General features: G+C 45.3%; 16 protein-coding genes and 1 pseudogene. 8 read left to right on the top strand and 9 right to left on the bottom strand.

The window, feature by feature from the left end:
• The first annotated feature begins 35 nt into the window (after positions 1–35).
• Together apaG and EX191_RS14255 are read left to right on the top strand one after the other, a co-directional pair.
• Positions 36–416: a Co2+/Mg2+ efflux protein ApaG gene (apaG, locus tag EX191_RS14250; protein ID WP_005379668.1), complete on the top strand. Its 381-nt coding sequence runs from the start codon at positions 36–38 to the stop codon at positions 414–416.
• A gap of 15 nt (positions 417–431) precedes the next feature.
• Positions 432–1239 (top strand): annotated as a pseudogene (locus tag EX191_RS14255) (symmetrical bis(5'-nucleosyl)-tetraphosphatase).
• 268 nt (positions 1240–1507) lie between these two features.
• Here EX191_RS14255 and folA read toward each other — a convergent pair.
• From folA to rplU, 6 genes are all read right to left on the bottom strand, one after another.
• The gene (folA, locus tag EX191_RS14260; protein WP_005392293.1) at positions 1508–1987 is read right to left on the bottom strand and encodes a type 3 dihydrofolate reductase; all 480 of its coding nucleotides are present in this window, start codon (positions 1985–1987) and stop codon (positions 1508–1510) included.
• A gap of 9 nt (positions 1988–1996) precedes the next feature.
• Complete coding sequence (locus EX191_RS14265; RefSeq protein ID WP_005392295.1) at positions 1997–2470, bottom strand: threonine/serine exporter family protein; 474 nt, start codon at positions 2468–2470, stop codon at positions 1997–1999.
• Complete coding sequence (locus tag EX191_RS14270; protein WP_150916207.1) at positions 2470–3270, bottom strand: threonine/serine exporter family protein; 801 nt, start codon at positions 3268–3270, stop codon at positions 2470–2472. The genes EX191_RS14265 and EX191_RS14270 overlap by 1 nt, the downstream gene beginning before the upstream one ends.
• Before the next feature lie 195 nt (positions 3271–3465).
• Positions 3466–4641 carry an Obg family GTPase CgtA gene (gene cgtA, locus EX191_RS14275; protein WP_005383091.1) on the bottom strand — a complete coding sequence of 392 codons (1176 nt, stop codon included), beginning with the start codon at positions 4639–4641 and terminating at the stop codon, positions 3466–3468.
• A 206-nt stretch (positions 4642–4847) separates the two neighbouring features.
• Complete coding sequence (gene rpmA, locus EX191_RS14280; RefSeq protein WP_005383095.1) at positions 4848–5105, bottom strand: 50S ribosomal protein L27; 258 nt, start codon at positions 5103–5105, stop codon at positions 4848–4850.
• A gap of 20 nt (positions 5106–5125) precedes the next feature.
• Positions 5126–5437: a 50S ribosomal protein L21 gene (gene rplU / locus EX191_RS14285; protein ID WP_005383096.1), complete on the bottom strand. Its 312-nt coding sequence runs from the start codon at positions 5435–5437 to the stop codon at positions 5126–5128.
• Positions 5438–5693: 256 nt separating this feature from the next.
• Here rplU and ispB point away from each other — a divergent pair, with 256 nt between their 5' ends.
• On the top strand, positions 5694–6665 hold the full coding sequence (gene ispB / locus EX191_RS14290) for an octaprenyl diphosphate synthase (protein ID WP_005392297.1): 972 nt from the start codon (positions 5694–5696) through the stop codon (positions 6663–6665).
• Positions 6666–6754: 89 nt separating this feature from the next.
• Here ispB and EX191_RS14295 read toward each other — a convergent pair whose 3' ends face one another.
• The gene (locus EX191_RS14295) at positions 6755–6946 is read right to left on the bottom strand and encodes a hypothetical protein (RefSeq protein ID WP_005392299.1); all 192 of its coding nucleotides are present in this window, start codon (positions 6944–6946) and stop codon (positions 6755–6757) included.
• A gap of 113 nt (positions 6947–7059) precedes the next feature.
• Positions 7060–7995 (bottom strand): malate dehydrogenase, encoded by a 936-nt coding sequence (gene mdh / locus EX191_RS14300; RefSeq protein WP_046874036.1) that lies wholly within the window; start codon positions 7993–7995, stop codon positions 7060–7062.
• Between the two features lie 359 nt (positions 7996–8354).
• On the opposite strand from mdh, the gene argR reads away from it, so the two are divergent.
• From argR to EX191_RS14320, 4 genes are all read left to right on the top strand, one after another.
• Positions 8355–8825, top strand: coding sequence for a transcriptional regulator ArgR (argR, locus tag EX191_RS14305; protein WP_031780246.1), 471 nt, complete (start codon positions 8355–8357; stop codon positions 8823–8825).
• Between the two features lie 406 nt (positions 8826–9231).
• Positions 9232–10200: a TAXI family TRAP transporter solute-binding subunit gene (locus EX191_RS14310; RefSeq protein WP_005392302.1), complete on the top strand. Its 969-nt coding sequence runs from the start codon at positions 9232–9234 to the stop codon at positions 10198–10200.
• A 295-nt stretch (positions 10201–10495) separates the two neighbouring features.
• Positions 10496–13075, top strand: coding sequence for a TRAP transporter permease (locus tag EX191_RS14315; protein ID WP_048626597.1), 2580 nt, complete (start codon positions 10496–10498; stop codon positions 13073–13075).
• Between the two features lie 44 nt (positions 13076–13119).
• Positions 13120–13557, top strand: a complete 438-nt coding sequence (locus tag EX191_RS14320; RefSeq protein ID WP_005392306.1) for a universal stress protein — start codon at positions 13120–13122, stop codon at positions 13555–13557.
• Between the two features lie 63 nt (positions 13558–13620).
• On the opposite strand, the gene EX191_RS14325 is transcribed toward EX191_RS14320, so the two are convergent.
• Positions 13621–14697: an alkene reductase gene (locus EX191_RS14325; protein ID WP_193447943.1), complete on the bottom strand. Its 1077-nt coding sequence runs from the start codon at positions 14695–14697 to the stop codon at positions 13621–13623.
• Positions 14698–14789: 92 nt separating this feature from the next.
• On the opposite strand from EX191_RS14325, the gene EX191_RS14330 reads away from it, so the two are divergent.
• Positions 14790–15737, top strand: coding sequence for a LysR family transcriptional regulator (locus EX191_RS14330; protein WP_182033096.1), 948 nt, complete (start codon positions 14790–14792; stop codon positions 15735–15737).
• Positions 15738–15745: the final 8 nt, after the last annotated feature.

Here is a 15745-nt window from a genome sequence, read left to right on the forward strand (position 1 = left end):
TTATTATTGGGATATTACGTTTCTGAGGAGTGCACATGGACGTCATTCAACCTTGCATCAAAATTCAAGTTCACACCAAATACATCGAAGAACAGTCCAATCCTGAGCTACAACGCTACGTTTTCGCCTATATCATCACCATCAAAAACCTTAGCCAACAAACCGTGCAGTTAGTGAGCCGTCGCTGGTTAATCACAGACTCGAATGGCAAGCAAATGACGGTTGAAGGTGACGGTGTGGTGGGTCAACAACCTTTTATTCCAAGCAATGATGAATACACGTACAGTAGCGGAACCGCGTTAGAAACCCCTGTCGGCGTTATGCAAGGGCACTACAAAATGCTGGATGAAAAAGGACAGGAGTTCATCACCGAAATTGAACCATTTCGTCTTGCTGTTCCAAATGTTTTAAATTAGTAAATTGGAGATTCAGTGGCTACTTATATTGTTGGTGATATTCAAGGCTGTTTTGATGAATTGCAGCGACTACTAGAACAAGTCTCTTTCTCTGCGAAAAAAGACCAACTTTGGCTCGCTGGTGATTTGGTCGCCAGAGGGCCTAAATCACTAGAAACTTTACGCTTTGTGAAGTCACTTGGCACAAGCGCAACAGTGGTGCTTGGTAATCACGACCTTCACCTGCTAGCCGTTGCTCACGGGATAAAAAAGGTCAAAGACAAAGATAAAACCGCGCCTATTTTCACAGCACCCGACAAAGAAGATCTATTAGCATGGCTAGCTCAGCAACCTCTTATGGCTGAGCATGACGAGTTCGTGATGTGTCACGCTGGTATATCACCGCAGTGGAATCTAAAAACCGCAAGAAAATGTGCCCGCGAAGTTGAACGCATCATCCAAAGTGAAGAGCTGCCTTGGCTCTTAAAAAAACATGTACAGTAATCAACCTGATTCCTGGGATGACTCTCTACAGGGTTTGGACCGATACCGTTATATTATCAATGCTTTTACGCGGATGCGCTTTTGTTTCCCCGATGGTCGTTTGGATATGGATTGTAAACTACCACCACAACAAGTTTCCGGTAACGAACTTATTCCATGGTTTGATGTACCTCAGCGCGTTCACCTCAATAAAACGGTGTTATTTGGTCACTGGGCTGCACTACAAGGCCATGTAGACGAAGAGATCATCGGTCTGGATACTGGCTGTGTTTGGGGCGGAAGCCTAACCATGATCCGTTGGGACGATAAGAAAATCTTTACTCAGGATGCGTTAAGTTAAACACGGAATAATAGTCGATAATCCATCGTAGGGAGAATGCCTGTCACCTAACATCTCCTGTAGGGTCATTCCAGCGAGCCTTAGCGAGACTAGGAATCTAATATCCGCACGCTGCGGGTAGATAGAGATACCTTTGACAACAAAGTACTCGTATAGAAGATCCTGAATCACGCTCCTCCGTCGCTTTCAGGATGATGGCAGGTCGGGATGGCCGCTCGCTGTTATACGAACGGCATTACCGTATTAACTACGCTGTTTTAATCTCGAATTACTTTTCTAACACAGTAAAGCGCATGTTGTAGGCGTTCTTCTCATCCGCTTGATACGTTTCTGAGTAGGTTTCCTTAAATTGATCTCCCCAGTCTGGGAACTGAGTATCACCATCAATCGCGGCTTCAATGTGTGTTACATACAGTTTATTGGCCATCGGCAGACAAGCTGCGTAAATCGCACCACCACCAATGATCATCACTTCTTCCACGTCACCAGCCACGTCCAAAGCTTGCTCAATCGATGTTACGGTAGTGACGCCTTCGATCTTTAGTGTCTCATCACGGCTGATAACAATATTCAAGCGACCAGGTAAAGGGCGACCAATAGACTCATAGGTTTTGCGTCCCATCACAACCGGTTTTCCCATGGTACAACGCTTAAACCAAGCAAAATCGGCGGGAAGATGCCAAGGCATTTGATTGTCTTTGCCAATGATGCGATTGTCGGCCATCGCGGCAATCATACTAATGATCATGTTAGGTCCTTATACAATTGGTCTGCGGCGATAGAATAACAGCCCTGGAACAGCAAGACCAACAGCTAAACCTGCAATAATAAACATGGCCTTAAGAAAGTTCTCCATACAAGTTGCAACGAGCTCAGGTGAATAACCAATATGGTTGATCTCAACCATGGCTATCATTGCTTTGTAAGCAAACACGCCAGGTACCATCGGGATCAAAGCTGCCACAGTGAACACTTTTGGGTGCGCGAGAAAGCGGCGAGACCAGTATACCCCGATCATCCCAACTAGCGTCGCGGCAAAAAAGGTCGCCCATTCAATGGGAATACCAAACTGCATCATCAAATAACGGCTGCCGTGTCCAATCGCGCCGCCAACAGCGCAATACACTAAAGCTCTTTGTGGCACGTTAAAAACCAGTGCAAATCCAACTGCGGGAATCGCAGCGAAAAACATGTCATTCAGCAGTCCAAGCATCAAATCAAACAAACTCATTAGATTGCCCACCCCCAAATTCCAGTAACGCTCATCGCAGCAACGATGCCCAAACACGTCGCCAACGTCAGTAAGCTGGCCATCACAAACCGGGCAATACCCATGTTAATGTGCCCTTTCAGCATGTCTGCCACCGAGTTAATCAACGGGAAACCCGGTACGAGCATTAATACCGACGATGCCATTGCAACAGTGGGCAGATTGCCGATTTGGTAGATTTCAGCTTGCGCAGAAATTAAGGTCGTGACAAAGGCGGTCGCTGCAAAGTTCAGTAAAGGATTAAAGTGACGATGACCAATTTCTTGGCGAACGATCATGCCACCAGCTGATGCTAAAAAGGTCATAACAAATACCCCCCAATCGCCACCAGCCAGATGACTGAATGCCGCACATGACAAGCCAATCATAAACACCACCAGCCAGCGGTTATAACGCTCTGGACTGATGGCGTTCAGCTTTTTCTGCGCCATGGCTGCATCGAGCAGCCCACGCTCCATCATGATGCAGATACGTTGAATTTGCGTAATAACGCGCATATTAATGCCACGATCGGCACAACTTCGGGTGGTGGTGATGCAGTGTCCATCCATTACCGTCGTTACAACCAGTGCATTGGCAGATAGGGCAACCGCAACTTCATTAACCCCACAAGCAAGGCCAATACGGCGCATAATATCGCTCACCAGAGTACTTTCAGCACCATGAGCGAGTAGCATTTGCCCGGCTTGGGCAACAAGGCGAGAAATAGATCGTTGAGTGGATACCGCCAACTCTCCAGACGGTATGGTTTCTAGAGTCATAAATAAGTCTAATTCCTTTTAGGGTGTTGCTCATTCATACGTGAGAGGTCCAAACTAGCCCTCAAAAATCACGACGTATCGGCTATTGTGCCGTAAATCACACCATCTAAATATGATTTAGATACAAAAAAAGCCGCAATAAATAATTGCGGCTTAATGAATTATAGGCAAACAGGCATTGTTTGACGGTTCTGATTAGTCACGAACGTAGACAACGTGACCGTCATCTTCTTCATCGTCCCAGTCATCCCAATCGTCGTCATCATCTTCAGTGATAACGTCTTTACCCGCCATCGCATCTTTATGGTAGTCATCCCACATGAAGTTAACTTTATCTTCTTCAGCCACTTCTTCCTCTTCGCGAGGTAGGTTATCCATAAAGTCAGCCAATTTGTAACAAAGCTCTTTAGTACCGTTACGGTTAATCGCCGAGATCTTAAAGTACTCGTCTTCCCAGCCTAGTGCGTCTAAGATTTCTTGGATCTTCTCATTCGCTTCTTCTTCAGGCATTAAATCAACTTTGTTGAATACTAACCAGCGTGGCTTGCTTGCCAGTTTTTCACTGTATTGCTCTAGCTCATCAATGATCGTCAGTGCATTTTGCACCGGATCAGACTGATCAATTGGCATAATATCGATCATGTGCAGCAACACTCGGCAACGCTCTAAGTGCTTCAAGAATCGAATACCAAGACCAGCGCCATCTGCTGCACCTTCGATAAGACCTGGAATGTCTGCAACAACAAAGCTTTTCTCTGGTACGACACTCACTACGCCCAAGCTTGGGATCAACGTCGTGAATGGGTAATCAGCGACTTTTGGTTTTGCTGCTGATACTGCGCGGATAAAGGTTGATTTACCTGCATTAGGTAGACCAAGCATACCAACGTCAGCAAGAAGCAATAGTTCAAGGCGAATTTCACGTACTTCACCTTTTGTGCCTAATGTTCTTTGACGAGGCGCGCGGTTTACTGAAGATTTGAAACGCGTGTTACCTAGACCGTGCCAACCGCCTTTTGCGATCATCACTTTCTTACCGTGTTCAGCAACTTCTGCCACGATTTCATTTGTATGGATATCCACTGCGCGCGTACCTACAGGTACACGAAGAACGATGTCTTTACCACGTTTACCAGTACAGTTACCGCCGCGGCCATTCTCACCACGCTCCGCTTCGTAGAAGCGCTGGAAACGATAATCAATCAGAGTGTTAAGGTTTTCATCGGCTTGGATATAAACATCACCACCGTCACCACCATCACCGCCATCAGGACCACCTTTAGTGATGAATTTTTCACGCCAGAAACTCACAACGCCGCTACCGCCGTCGCCAGCCTGAACTTTTACTACCGCTTCATCTACGAACTTCATCTTTTACTCCGACTACTTCGTGCGTGGATTAAATCTACTTTGTCATCTGACAATTTTAGCAGATGACAGATCTAAGCTCCCAGCCCACAAATAACGTGGAAACGAGAAACTTCGATATGTCGACTGCCATAAATAAAAAACCCCGCCGATTCGGCAGGGCTTTTGAATTCAGCTTAAAGCTATTAAGTAACTTGGTAAAAACCTAATTACTCAGCTTCGATGCTTACAAACTTACGGTTCTTAGGACCTTTCACTTCGAACTTCACTTTACCTTCAGTAAGAGCGAATAGAGTGTGGTCTTTACCGATACCTACGTTGTTACCAGCGTGGAACTTAGTACCACGTTGACGAACGATGATGTTACCTGCAAGTACAGATTCACCACCGAAACGCTTAACACCTAGACGTTTGCTTTCTGAATCGCGGCCGTTACGAGTAGAACCACCAGCTTTTTTGTGTGCCATTGTTAAACTCTCCTAATAGATTAAGCGTTGATACCAGTGATCTTCACTTCAGTGAACCACTGACGGTGACCCTGTTGCTTACGAGAGTGCTTACGACGACGGAACTTAACGATTTTAACTTTATCGCCACGACCGTGTTGTACAACTTCAGCAACAATTTTGCCGCCCTCTACAAGAGGAGCACCAACTTTGATGTCTTCGCCGTTAGCAACAAGAAGAACTTTATCAAATTCTACAGTTGCACCAGTTTCAACGTCTAATTTCTCTAAACGAAGAGTTTGACCTTCGCTTACACGGTGTTGTTTACCACCAGATTGGAAAACAGCGTACATATTTTACTCCGCTTTTTCCGCACAGCCTTTCTTGAGGGTGTGCGCTAAACTAATCATCAATAGGGCGCAGATTCTACAGAATAGATGCTCCTATGACAAGCCATATTTTGAAAAAATTGGCGAAAAGCTAATCGCCAAAGAAAAGTGCGGCAATCATGCCCTTTAGTAATGTATTAATCAACGTTTTTTAGTGTATTATTCGACAATTATATAAATCGAATAAGCCTTGCAGGGTCTAACTTCAGCCGGATATACGATGGATTTTAAAACTATCCAAGCGCTTACTGCCGATGACATGGCAAAAGTGAATGAAACAATTCAAGCCCAACTTAATTCTGATGTCTCTTTAATCAACCAGCTCGGTTTTTATATCGTGAGTGGTGGAGGCAAACGTCTGAGACCGCTTTTAGCGATACTGTCAGCCCGCGCACTTGGTTACCAAGGCAACGGTCATACCATGGCAGCTGCGTTTATTGAGTTCATCCATACAGCGACTTTGCTGCATGATGACGTGGTCGACGAATCAGACATGCGCCGCGGTAAAGCAACTGCGAATGCAGCATTTGGCAATGCTGCTAGCGTGTTAGTTGGGGACTTTATCTATACTCGCTCATTTCAAATGATGACGGAGCTAGGATCCATGAAGATCCTTAAGCTAATGAGCAACGCCGTAAACGTGATCGCCGAAGGTGAAGTTCAGCAGTTGATGAACTGTAACGATCCTGACACGACAGAAGAAAGCTACATGCAAGTCATCTACTCTAAGACGGCACGCTTATTTGAGTCTGCAACTCAAATTGGCGCAATCTTAAACGATGCTCCTGAGCATGTTGAAATCGCAATGCAAAATTACGGTAAGTATTTGGGTACTGCGTTTCAGCTTATTGATGACGTCATGGATTACACCTCTGATGGCGAAGACATGGGTAAAAATGTGGGGGATGATTTGGCTGAAGGCAAGCCAACTTTGCCTCTACTTCACGCTATGCGTAATACCACGCCAGACAATGCCCTCATGATTCGCGAAGCAATTGAGAAGGCCAATGGCATGGATCGCTTAGAAGAAATTCTCGCGGTGATGAAAGAGGCCGGATCTCTGGAATACACGACGCAAAAAGCACTAGAAGAAGCAGACAAAGCAATCGAAGAACTATCAGTATTGCCGGAATCTGAATACAAGCAAGCGCTTATTACTCTGGCTCATGTCGCGGTACAACGCACGAAGTAATCATAGCAACCCATAACGCAAGACTTAAAACAAAAAGGAAGAGCAAGCTCTTCCTTTTTTGTATCTGATACCTAATGCCGTGATAAGCGCTAGTAATATCTGTCACTACCGCCATGCAGTTGTGGGTCATCTTCTATTTCATCAAAGCTAACCGCAATCTGCTGATCAGAACCTTGTTTCGACAACAGTACCGTCTCTGCTTCACGGTCGACCACCAATATCGTACCTACGCCCTGCTGGCATTCAACAACCATGCCTTTACGGATTCGACTTGCTTCCATCATCTTCTCCTTCACCACGTTGTTTTGATCAAGTAATTTTACGAAGCAGAGAAGCCAAAGATCAAAAAAGCCGATCATTTTGATCGGCTTTCTTCTTATTCGAGCTTTCTAGATTACTTTGCGAATTCAACACCAATATTGATGTCGCCATTTAGTGTTTCTAGCATACCGTCTAGTGCAGACTTTTCGTAGTCGCTGAGTTTGCCGTAGCTTAGTACTTCTTCTACGCCTTCTTTACCTAGTTTCACAGGCTGTGCAAAGTAAGTCGCGTGCTCACCGTCGCCTTCAACGTATGCACATTCAACTACGCCTTCTTCACCTTGAAGGGCACGAACTAGAGACAGACCAAAGCGACATGCAGCTTGGCCCATTGATAGTGTTGCACTACCACCACCCGCTTTCGCTTCTACAACTTCGGTACCTGCGTTTTGAATACGTTTCGTTAATGCTTCTACTTCTTCAGCTGTAAAGTCAACGCCTTCCACTTGAGACAGTAGAGGTAAGATCGTTACGCCAGAGTGACCACCTATAACAGGTACGCGAATGTCACCTGGATCTTTGTCTTTTAGCTCTGCAACGAATGTTTCTGAACGGATAACGTCAAGTGTTGTTACACCGAACAAGCGACGCTTATCGTAAACACCCGCTTTCTTAAGTACTTCAGCGGCAATTGGCACTGTTGTATTTACCGGGTTTGTGATGATACCAACACAAGCTTTCGGACAAACAACCGCAATCTTCTCCGCTAGCGACTTAACGATACCAGCATTTACATTGAATAGATCCGCGCGATCCATACCAGGCTTGCGAGCAACACCTGCAGAAATCAGCACAACATCCGCACCTTCTAGTGCTGGAGTAGGATCTTCACCCGCGTAACCTTTGATAGAAACTGGCGTCGGGATGTGGCTAAGGTCAGCAGCCACACCAGGAGTTACTGGAGCAATATCGTATAGGGCTAAATCAGAACCAGCAGGAAGACGGTTCTTAAGTAGAAGGGCCAGGGCTTGACCGATGCCACCAGCGGCACCAATAACGGCTACTTTCATGTAGTTCTCCTTGAGAGTATTTCTCTTATAAACGTATTCGTAGGGTAGTTTGTAACCAACTTAAATAAAGCTATCGGAATCACAACTTGATTACAATCAATTAACGCTAGCTTTGCGACCTCGCGCAACTCGCTGTTACCGTGCTACAAATGGGGCTTGGATTATTCTTTTATTCTGTTGAAATGACAAGGAATTCAAGAAAACAAAAACAGCCCTACTTCATATAGTTAAAGAATTCCATGTGGTATATAGTTTACAGTGACGTAACTAACATAATACTGGGACTCTTTGGCACCGCATGAATATATATGCGAGAATATGCAAAATTGCTGACCCGTAATAAGAGATTCGTAATGACTATGCGCAATTCAGAAAAACAAGACAACTTAGTCCGCGCCTTTAAAGCCCTATTAAAAGAAGAGAGCTTTGGCTCACAGGGTGAGATTGTTGATGCACTCAAACAACAAGGATTTGAAAGCATTAACCAATCGAAAGTATCACGCATGCTGACTAAATTTGGCGCCGTCCGCACACGCAATGCAAAAATGGAAATGGTTTACTGCCTTCCTGCTGAGCTAGGCGTACCGACTGTAAGCAGCTCTTTGCGTGAACTGGTGCTAGACATTGACCATAACGCGGCATTAGTTGTTATCCATACTGGCCCTGGTGCTGCGCAGTTGATTGCTCGCTTGCTTGACTCACTGGGTAAATCCGAAGGTATTCTTGGTGTTGTTGCAGGTGATGACACTATCTTTATCACTCCAACGATGGCGATTACGACTGAACAGTTGTTCAAATCAGTGTGTGAACTGTTCGAATACACTGGCTAAGTTCTTTCACATTTAGATCAGCTAACTCTTTGTGGGCTATAAAAGAAATCTCATTTTGTAGCCCATGATTTATGTAAATTTTTTGCTTATCCAGACCATTATTTAACCACCTATTTTGTGATTAACATCACGCAATTGATCTTTTTCACTTCGTTCACTTAATACTTATTAAGTGTTTGTTATAAAAAGAATTAAATCACAAATCTAACACTATCCTCCTGCACAAGATTCAGACTTATCAACTATAACATTTAACAATTGGATAATTTTCTGCCAATTTTTTTGTTATGATTCGCTCGCTTTTTCAAACGATTGGATTGGAAAAGATGCCGTTTCCAAATAGGAAACTCCAGAAGTGATTTATGGTTATTTCCGGGTAAATAATGAATATAAGGAAGGGAAATTCATGGCATTTAACAAACTTCTCAAAGTAGGCGCTATCGCTGCAGCAGTAATGGGTGCAGGCGCAGTTAACGCTCAAGAGTTTATTACTATCGGTACTGGCTCTGTTACAGGTGTTTACTACCCTACTGGTGGTGCTATCTGTAAATTGGTCAATAAAGGTCGTAAAGAACACAACATTCGTTGTTCAGTAGAATCGACTGGCGGCTCTATTTACAACGTTAACACTATCCGTGCTGGCGAGTTAGATTTTGGTATCGTGCAATCGGATTGGCAGTACCACGGCTACAACGGTACGAGTAAGTTTGCGGAACAAGGCCCGTACAAAAAGCTACGTGCAATGTTCTCTCTTCATACAGAACCTTTCAACATCATTGCTCGTGCAGATTCAGGTATCGAAAACGTTGAAGACCTAAAAGGTAAGCGCGTAAACATCGGTAACCCTGGCTCTGGTGACCGTGCAACCATGGGCGTTGTTATGGAAGCGATGGGCTGGACAAACGACAGCTTCAAATTGGCTTCTGAGCTAAAGGGCTCTGAGCGTTCTCAAGCACTTTGTGACAACAAAATTGACGCATTCATTTACATGGTGGGTCACCCGAACGGTTCAATCAAAGAAGCAACAACATCATGTGATGCTAAGCTAGTTTCTGCAACAGGCCCGAAAATCGATAAGATTGTTGCTGATAACCCATACTACGCCTTTAGCTCAGTGCCAGCTGGCATGTATCGTGGCACAGACAAAGACGTAAACAGCTTTGGTGTTGCAGCAACGATGGTTACAACAGCAGACGTTTCAGACGATGTCGCTTACAACGTTGCAAAAGCCGTGTTTGAAAACTTCGATACGTTCAAACGTCTACACCCTGCGTTTGCAAACCTGAAAAAAGAAGACATGGTGAAAGCGGGTCTATCTATCCCTCTTCACCCAGGTGCAGAAAAATACTACAAAGAAGTGGGTCTACTTAAGTAACTTCCTCAGACTCCAAACTCACAGGCAGGAAAAGATGGTTTTCTGCCTGTTTGAGCATGCAGGTTGTAGCACGTGCTAACTGCATGCTTCATTCGCCAGTTTTCTTCCGAAAATTGCGAGTTCATACCCAAGAAAAACTTAAACGCCGCCTAGCAGAGTCTCCAAAATTCAACACTTTGAGTTCAGGCAGCAAAATACTCGAAAGCAAACTTCGCTCCATTCGCTACACTGATAAAGGCGAAGTGTGGTTCTCGATAAAAATCCGACAGGACCATCAATAATAAGGAAAAAGTACATGGCGACGAATCAAGCTCCGTCACAAGATGTGCAAGAAATGGTGGCTCAGGCAGACACAGGTGCACGTAGCCCCTCGGGAATGCAAGGACGAATCCTTTGGTTTGTTCCTCTGTGTTGGTCACTATTTCAATTATGGTACGCATCTCCGCTACCATTTATTTTTAATTTCGGCGTACTGAACGACACGGAAGCGCGATCAATCCACCTCACTTTCGCGATCTTCTTGGCTTTCACTGCTTATCCAGCGATGAAAAATTCCCCTCGCGATCATATCCCTCTTGTCGATTGGATATTGGCGCTAGCAGGTAGTTTTTCTGCGGCATATATTTACCTTTTTTATACCGAGCTAGCTGGACGTTCCGGTGCACCAACAACGGCAGATATCGTCGTTGCTGTCATCGGTATGGTTCTCCTTTTAGAGGCAACACGCCGAGCGCTCGGTCCACCACTGATGGTGGTTGCTGCTGTCTTCCTTACTTACACCTTTGCAGGCCCTTACATGCCCGATGTCATCGCGCATAAAGGAGCGAGCTTAAACAAGGCCATGTCTCACTTATGGCTAACAACGGAAGGTGTATTCGGTGTCGCATTAGGCGTTTCAACCTCTTTTGTGTTCTTGTTTGTATTGTTTGGCGCCATGCTGGAACGTGCTGGCGCAGGTGCTTACTTCATTAAAGTCGCCTTTTCTTTACTGGGTCATATGAAAGGTGGTCCTGCAAAAGCGGCCGTTGTTGCATCTGGTTTATCCGGGCTTGTTTCTGGCTCTTCAATCGCAAACGTGGTAACCACTGGTACCTTTACCATCCCATTGATGAAACGTGTCGGTTTTCCGGGCACTAAAGCGGGAGCCGTTGAAGTTGCCGCCTCAACTAATGGTCAGTTAACACCACCAATCATGGGCGCAGCGGCATTCTTGATGGTGGAATATGTCGGTATCTCATACGTTGAGGTGATTAAGGCTGCCCTACTTCCGGCACTTATCTCTTACATCGCTTTGATTTACATCGTTCACCTTGAGGCGTGTAAAGCGGGTATGACAGGTCTTCCTCGTCGCCACAACCCAACGTTAGTGCAAAGTTTGCTTTCCTTTACTGGCACAATCTTAGGACTGTGTGTGATCAGCGCATTGGTTTACTACGGAGTGGGTTGGACGAAAGATGTCTTTGGTGATGCCGCGACGCCAATTGTTACGGTTGCCCTGTTAATTGCGTACGTTGGCTTGGTAAAGATCTCAGCAAATCATGTGCAAGATGGCGCAATTGAGATTGATGCAGAGTTAACAGAAGTACCAGATCCTGGCCCAACGGTTAAATCTGGTTTGCACTATCTACTGCCTATCGTTGTATTGGTTTGGTGTCTGACTGTAGAGCGCTTCTCGCCAGGTCTTTCAGCATTCTGGGCAACGGTGTTCATGATTTTCATTTTGCTGACTCAGCGTCCATTGATTGCTCTGTTATCAAAGCAAGGTGACATGATGCAGCAAACCAAAGATGGCTTCGTCGATCTGGCAGAGAGCTTGGTTGCTGGCGCTCGCAATATGATTGGTATCGGCGTTGCAACGGCAGCGGCAGGTACCGTAGTTGGGGTCGTCACCCTAACGGGTATCGGCCTGGTCATGACGGACTTCGTTGAGTTTATCTCTGGCGGTAGCATCATTCTTATGCTGCTGTTTACTGCAATAATCAGCTTGGTTCTTGGGATGGGTCTCCCGACAACGGCGAACTACATCGTAGTATCTACGTTGATGGCACCGGTTATTGTCACGCTAGGTGCAGCACATGGCTTGATCATCCCACTCATTGCGGTGCACTTGTTCGTTTTCTACTTTGGTATTTTGGCCGACGACACCCCACCCGTAGGTCTTGCGGCATTTGCGGCGGCTGCGATTGCTAAATCAGACCCAATTCGTACCGGTATCCAAGGCTTTACTTACGATATTCGAACCGCCATTTTGCCATTCATGTTTGTGTTCAATACCCAACTACTGTTGATGGGGATAGACTCTTGGTGGCATTTAGCACTCACGGTCATCTCATCGATCATTGCGATGCTGATCTTCTCCGCCGCAACACAAGGATGGTGGTTCACGCGTAACAAGTGGTGGGAAACCGTTCTATTATTAGTACTGACATTTTCGTTTTTCCGTCCTGGTTTTTGGTGGGACATGCTGTATCCAGCGAAAGTTCTTTCTCCTGGCGTTGAGGTAGCTCAAATCACGGAAACGCTAAATGTAGGAGAATCATTGGAGCTACGTGTTGCCGGCGAAAACCTTGAAGGCGACTACATCGAGAAAACGGTTCGTCTTCCATTCGAAGACAGTGCGACAACAGCGGAAGCACGTATTTCGTCTATGGGTCTGATGCTGACCGAAAGCGACAACAAAATGATTGTCGATATGGTCGAGTTTGGTAGCCCGGCAGAGTCTGCAGGTATCGACTTTGATTGGGAGATCAAGTGGGTTATCCAAGATGCAGAACGTCCGATGAAAGAATGGGTATTTGTGCCATGCTTAATGATTTTGCTGGTGCTTGCCATGAACCAAAAACGTCGTGCTCGTAAGGAACAATTGAGCGCATAACCGATTTGGCCCCGAGGACAAGGGGCCTTAGTGAGAGACATTGAATGTACAAACAAATTCTTGTTCCGGTTGATCTAAATGACCAAGGCTTTTCAGATCGAGCGGTTGAACTAGCGGTTTGGCAGGCAAAGCAAGCGAATGCACAAATCCACCTTCTAACAGTATTACCTGGTATTCACATGTCGATGGTTGCTACATACTTCCCAAAAGATGCAGCAGCCAAAATGAAGCAAGACGTGAAGCAGCAATTAAAAGCTTTTGCCAATAAGCATATTGCTGAAGATGTTGTGTACCAAGTGCATGTCGCTGAGGGCAAAGCCTACGCGACGATTCTTGATTATGCAGAGCGCTTGGGCGCTGATCTCATCATTATGCCAAGTCACAAGCGTTCTAAAATCAATAAAGTAATGCTTGGCTCTGTCGCAAGTAAGGTCGTGGAATATTCTCCAATCAATGTGATGGTCGTAAAACCGCAAGGTTAAACAACTAAAGAAACGAAAAAGGACGCTAACATTAGCGTCCTTTTTATATTAAACAAGTAAGGATTATGCCATTACTGGGTAATCGGTATAACCTTCTGCTCCACCTAAATAAAAGTGCTCAGGTTTTGCCTCATTAAGAGGTGCATTTTTCTTAAATCGCTCAACTAAATCAGGGTTGGCGATAAATGGAACGCCAAATGCGACCACATCAACTTGATTTTCTGCAATTGCCGTTGTCGCTTCTTGTGCACTGTAGCCCACGTTGGCCATTAGGTAACCTTGATAGTTTTCGCGTGCTGGCTTGAGAACATCTGCTTTTTGTACGCCCTTTAGATCCGCACGCATCACGTGCCAATAAGCAAGATCGAAAGCATTAAGTTGCTTAGCTAAGTAACGAACCAAGCCAACCGGATCGCTGTCTTTCATGTCATTAAATCCATTTAATGGTGATGTGCGCAGCCCTACTCTTCCAGGTCCCCATACCTCGACCACTTCTTTAACTATCTCAAGTAAAAAACGGGCACGATTTTCGACTGAGCCACCGTATTCATCAGTACGTAAATTCGAACCATCACGAAGAAAGTTATCGATAAGATAACCATTGGCGCCATGTATCTCCACACCATCAAAGCCTGCTCTCTTGGCGTTTTCCGCACCTTGCTTAAACGCTGCCACAATGGAAGCTATCTCATCCACTTCGAGTGCTCGTGGTACCGTATATGCTTGCTTACCTGAAGGGGTATGGACTAACTCATCACGAATGGCTAGTGCGCTCGCTGCAACAGGCGTTTTCCCGTCATTCAGTTCAGGATGACAAGCGCGTCCCGCATGCCAAATTTGCAATACGATCTTACCGCCTCTTTCATGAACCGCATCCGTTACCTTTTTCCAAGCTGCAATTTGTTCTTCGTTATAAATGCCCGGTTCTGCCATAAAAGCAGACGTTTCTTCCATCACCATGGTGCATTCAGCAATGATAAGTCCAGCACTCGCGCGTTGAGCATAGTACTCAACCATAAGGTCATTCGGGATATGATCTGCGCTGGCACGAGCACGCGTTAAAGGGGCCATAATGGCACGGTTATCTAATGCTAATTGACCCAGTTCGATAGGAGAAAATAAGTCTACAGAGTTGGACATGTTGTTTACCTCAAATGACAATAACTTGATGGCTAAGGATGAGGAGCCAGACTATAATCAGATCAATATTGAAACAATATGGATAATTGAAAGTGATTGTTCGAAATTTAGAAACAATTGACTTTAGGACGCTCTCTATCTTTGTCACAAGCTGTCGACTACTGAGCTTAACCAAATGCGCGCTGGAGTTAAACCTACCAAAATCTACTGTTAGTAAAGCCATAACCAAACTCGAACAACACTTTGAAGCCAAGCTCCTAGAGCGCACGACCCGAAAGTTGGTGATTACCGAAGCTGGTCAAATGGTTTTAGAGCGTGCTGCAAGCTTAGTTGAAGAATTTCACTCGATTGGTCAAGACGTTCAGGAAATGGAACAGCAGATCCAAGGTCGGCTTCGCATTGCTGCGCCACCAGCATTGGACGCGTATATGGCTGAGCACATCTTTTTACCATTTTTAAAACAATGGCCAAAAGTACAAATTGCGTTAGAAGCATCGAACGATTTTGTTGATCTGTTTTCACACGGTTTTGATATGGCAATTCGAGTCGGCCAGATCGTCGATGATCGACTGATTGCTAAAAAATTGGGCTACACCACCCGAGTATTGGCCGCCAGTCCTGAGTATTTAGCTGAGTGTGGCGTACCTAAAACGCCAGAAGATCTGACAACACACAACTGTTTGAGATATCAGTATGTTTCAGAGATAGGCCCTTGGACGCTGATCTCACACGATAATACCGTCAATGTTTCGGTAAGCAGTAACTTCTCAAGTACAACTGTAGAAGCAATATTAAAAGGCGCACTCAAAGGACTAGGCATCGCTAACTTACCTATGCAAAACATGACGCAAGAGCTAGAAAATGGCTCCTTAGTCAGAGTCTTACCTCAATGGCACACGGTACCAATGCCCATTTATTTAGTCTATCGTCCTGGCGCAAACCGAACGCGACGAGTACAAGCGATGATTGACCATATCATGAGCCTAAGATCTCAGTTTGAATTTGGTCCTCGACATGGTTTGTGTTGCGGTGAAGCATAATCCCGCCA

The organism is Vibrio chemaguriensis (assembly GCF_012275705.1).
GTDB lineage: Bacteria > Pseudomonadota > Gammaproteobacteria > Enterobacterales > Vibrionaceae > Vibrio > Vibrio diabolicus.

Excerpts from the sequence above, each read along its gene's own strand:
- mdh (WP_046874036.1), bottom strand. The coding sequence starts at position 7,995 with ATGAAAGTAGCCGTTATTGGTGCCGCTGGTGGCATCGGTCAAGCCCTG.
- argR (WP_031780246.1), top strand. The coding sequence starts at position 8,355 with ATGCGCAATTCAGAAAAACAAGACAACTTAGTCCGCGCCTTTAAAGCC.
- apaG (WP_005379668.1), top strand. The coding sequence starts at position 36 with ATGGACGTCATTCAACCTTGCATCAAAATTCAAGTTCACACCAAATAC.
- EX191_RS14295 (WP_005392299.1), bottom strand. The coding sequence starts at position 6,946 with ATGGAAGCAAGTCGAATCCGTAAAGGCATGGTTGTTGAATGCCAGCAG.
- rplU (WP_005383096.1), bottom strand. The coding sequence starts at position 5,437 with ATGTACGCTGTTTTCCAATCTGGTGGTAAACAACACCGTGTAAGCGAA.
- ispB (WP_005392297.1), top strand. The coding sequence starts at position 5,694 with ATGGATTTTAAAACTATCCAAGCGCTTACTGCCGATGACATGGCAAAA.
- rpmA (WP_005383095.1), bottom strand. The coding sequence starts at position 5,105 with ATGGCACACAAAAAAGCTGGTGGTTCTACTCGTAACGGCCGCGATTCA.
- EX191_RS14325 (WP_193447943.1), bottom strand. The coding sequence starts at position 14,697 with ATGTCCAACTCTGTAGACTTATTTTCTCCTATCGAACTGGGTCAATTA.
- EX191_RS14265 (WP_005392295.1), bottom strand. The coding sequence starts at position 2,470 with ATGAGTTTGTTTGATTTGATGCTTGGACTGCTGAATGACATGTTTTTC.
- EX191_RS14315 (WP_048626597.1), top strand. The coding sequence starts at position 10,496 with ATGGCGACGAATCAAGCTCCGTCACAAGATGTGCAAGAAATGGTGGCT.
- EX191_RS14320 (WP_005392306.1), top strand. The coding sequence starts at position 13,120 with ATGTACAAACAAATTCTTGTTCCGGTTGATCTAAATGACCAAGGCTTT.
- cgtA (WP_005383091.1), bottom strand. The coding sequence starts at position 4,641 with ATGAAGTTCGTAGATGAAGCGGTAGTAAAAGTTCAGGCTGGCGACGGC.
- folA (WP_005392293.1), bottom strand. The coding sequence starts at position 1,987 with ATGATCATTAGTATGATTGCCGCGATGGCCGACAATCGCATCATTGGC.
- EX191_RS14310 (WP_005392302.1), top strand. The coding sequence starts at position 9,232 with ATGGCATTTAACAAACTTCTCAAAGTAGGCGCTATCGCTGCAGCAGTA.
- EX191_RS14270 (WP_150916207.1), bottom strand. The coding sequence starts at position 3,270 with ATGACTCTAGAAACCATACCGTCTGGAGAGTTGGCGGTATCCACTCAA.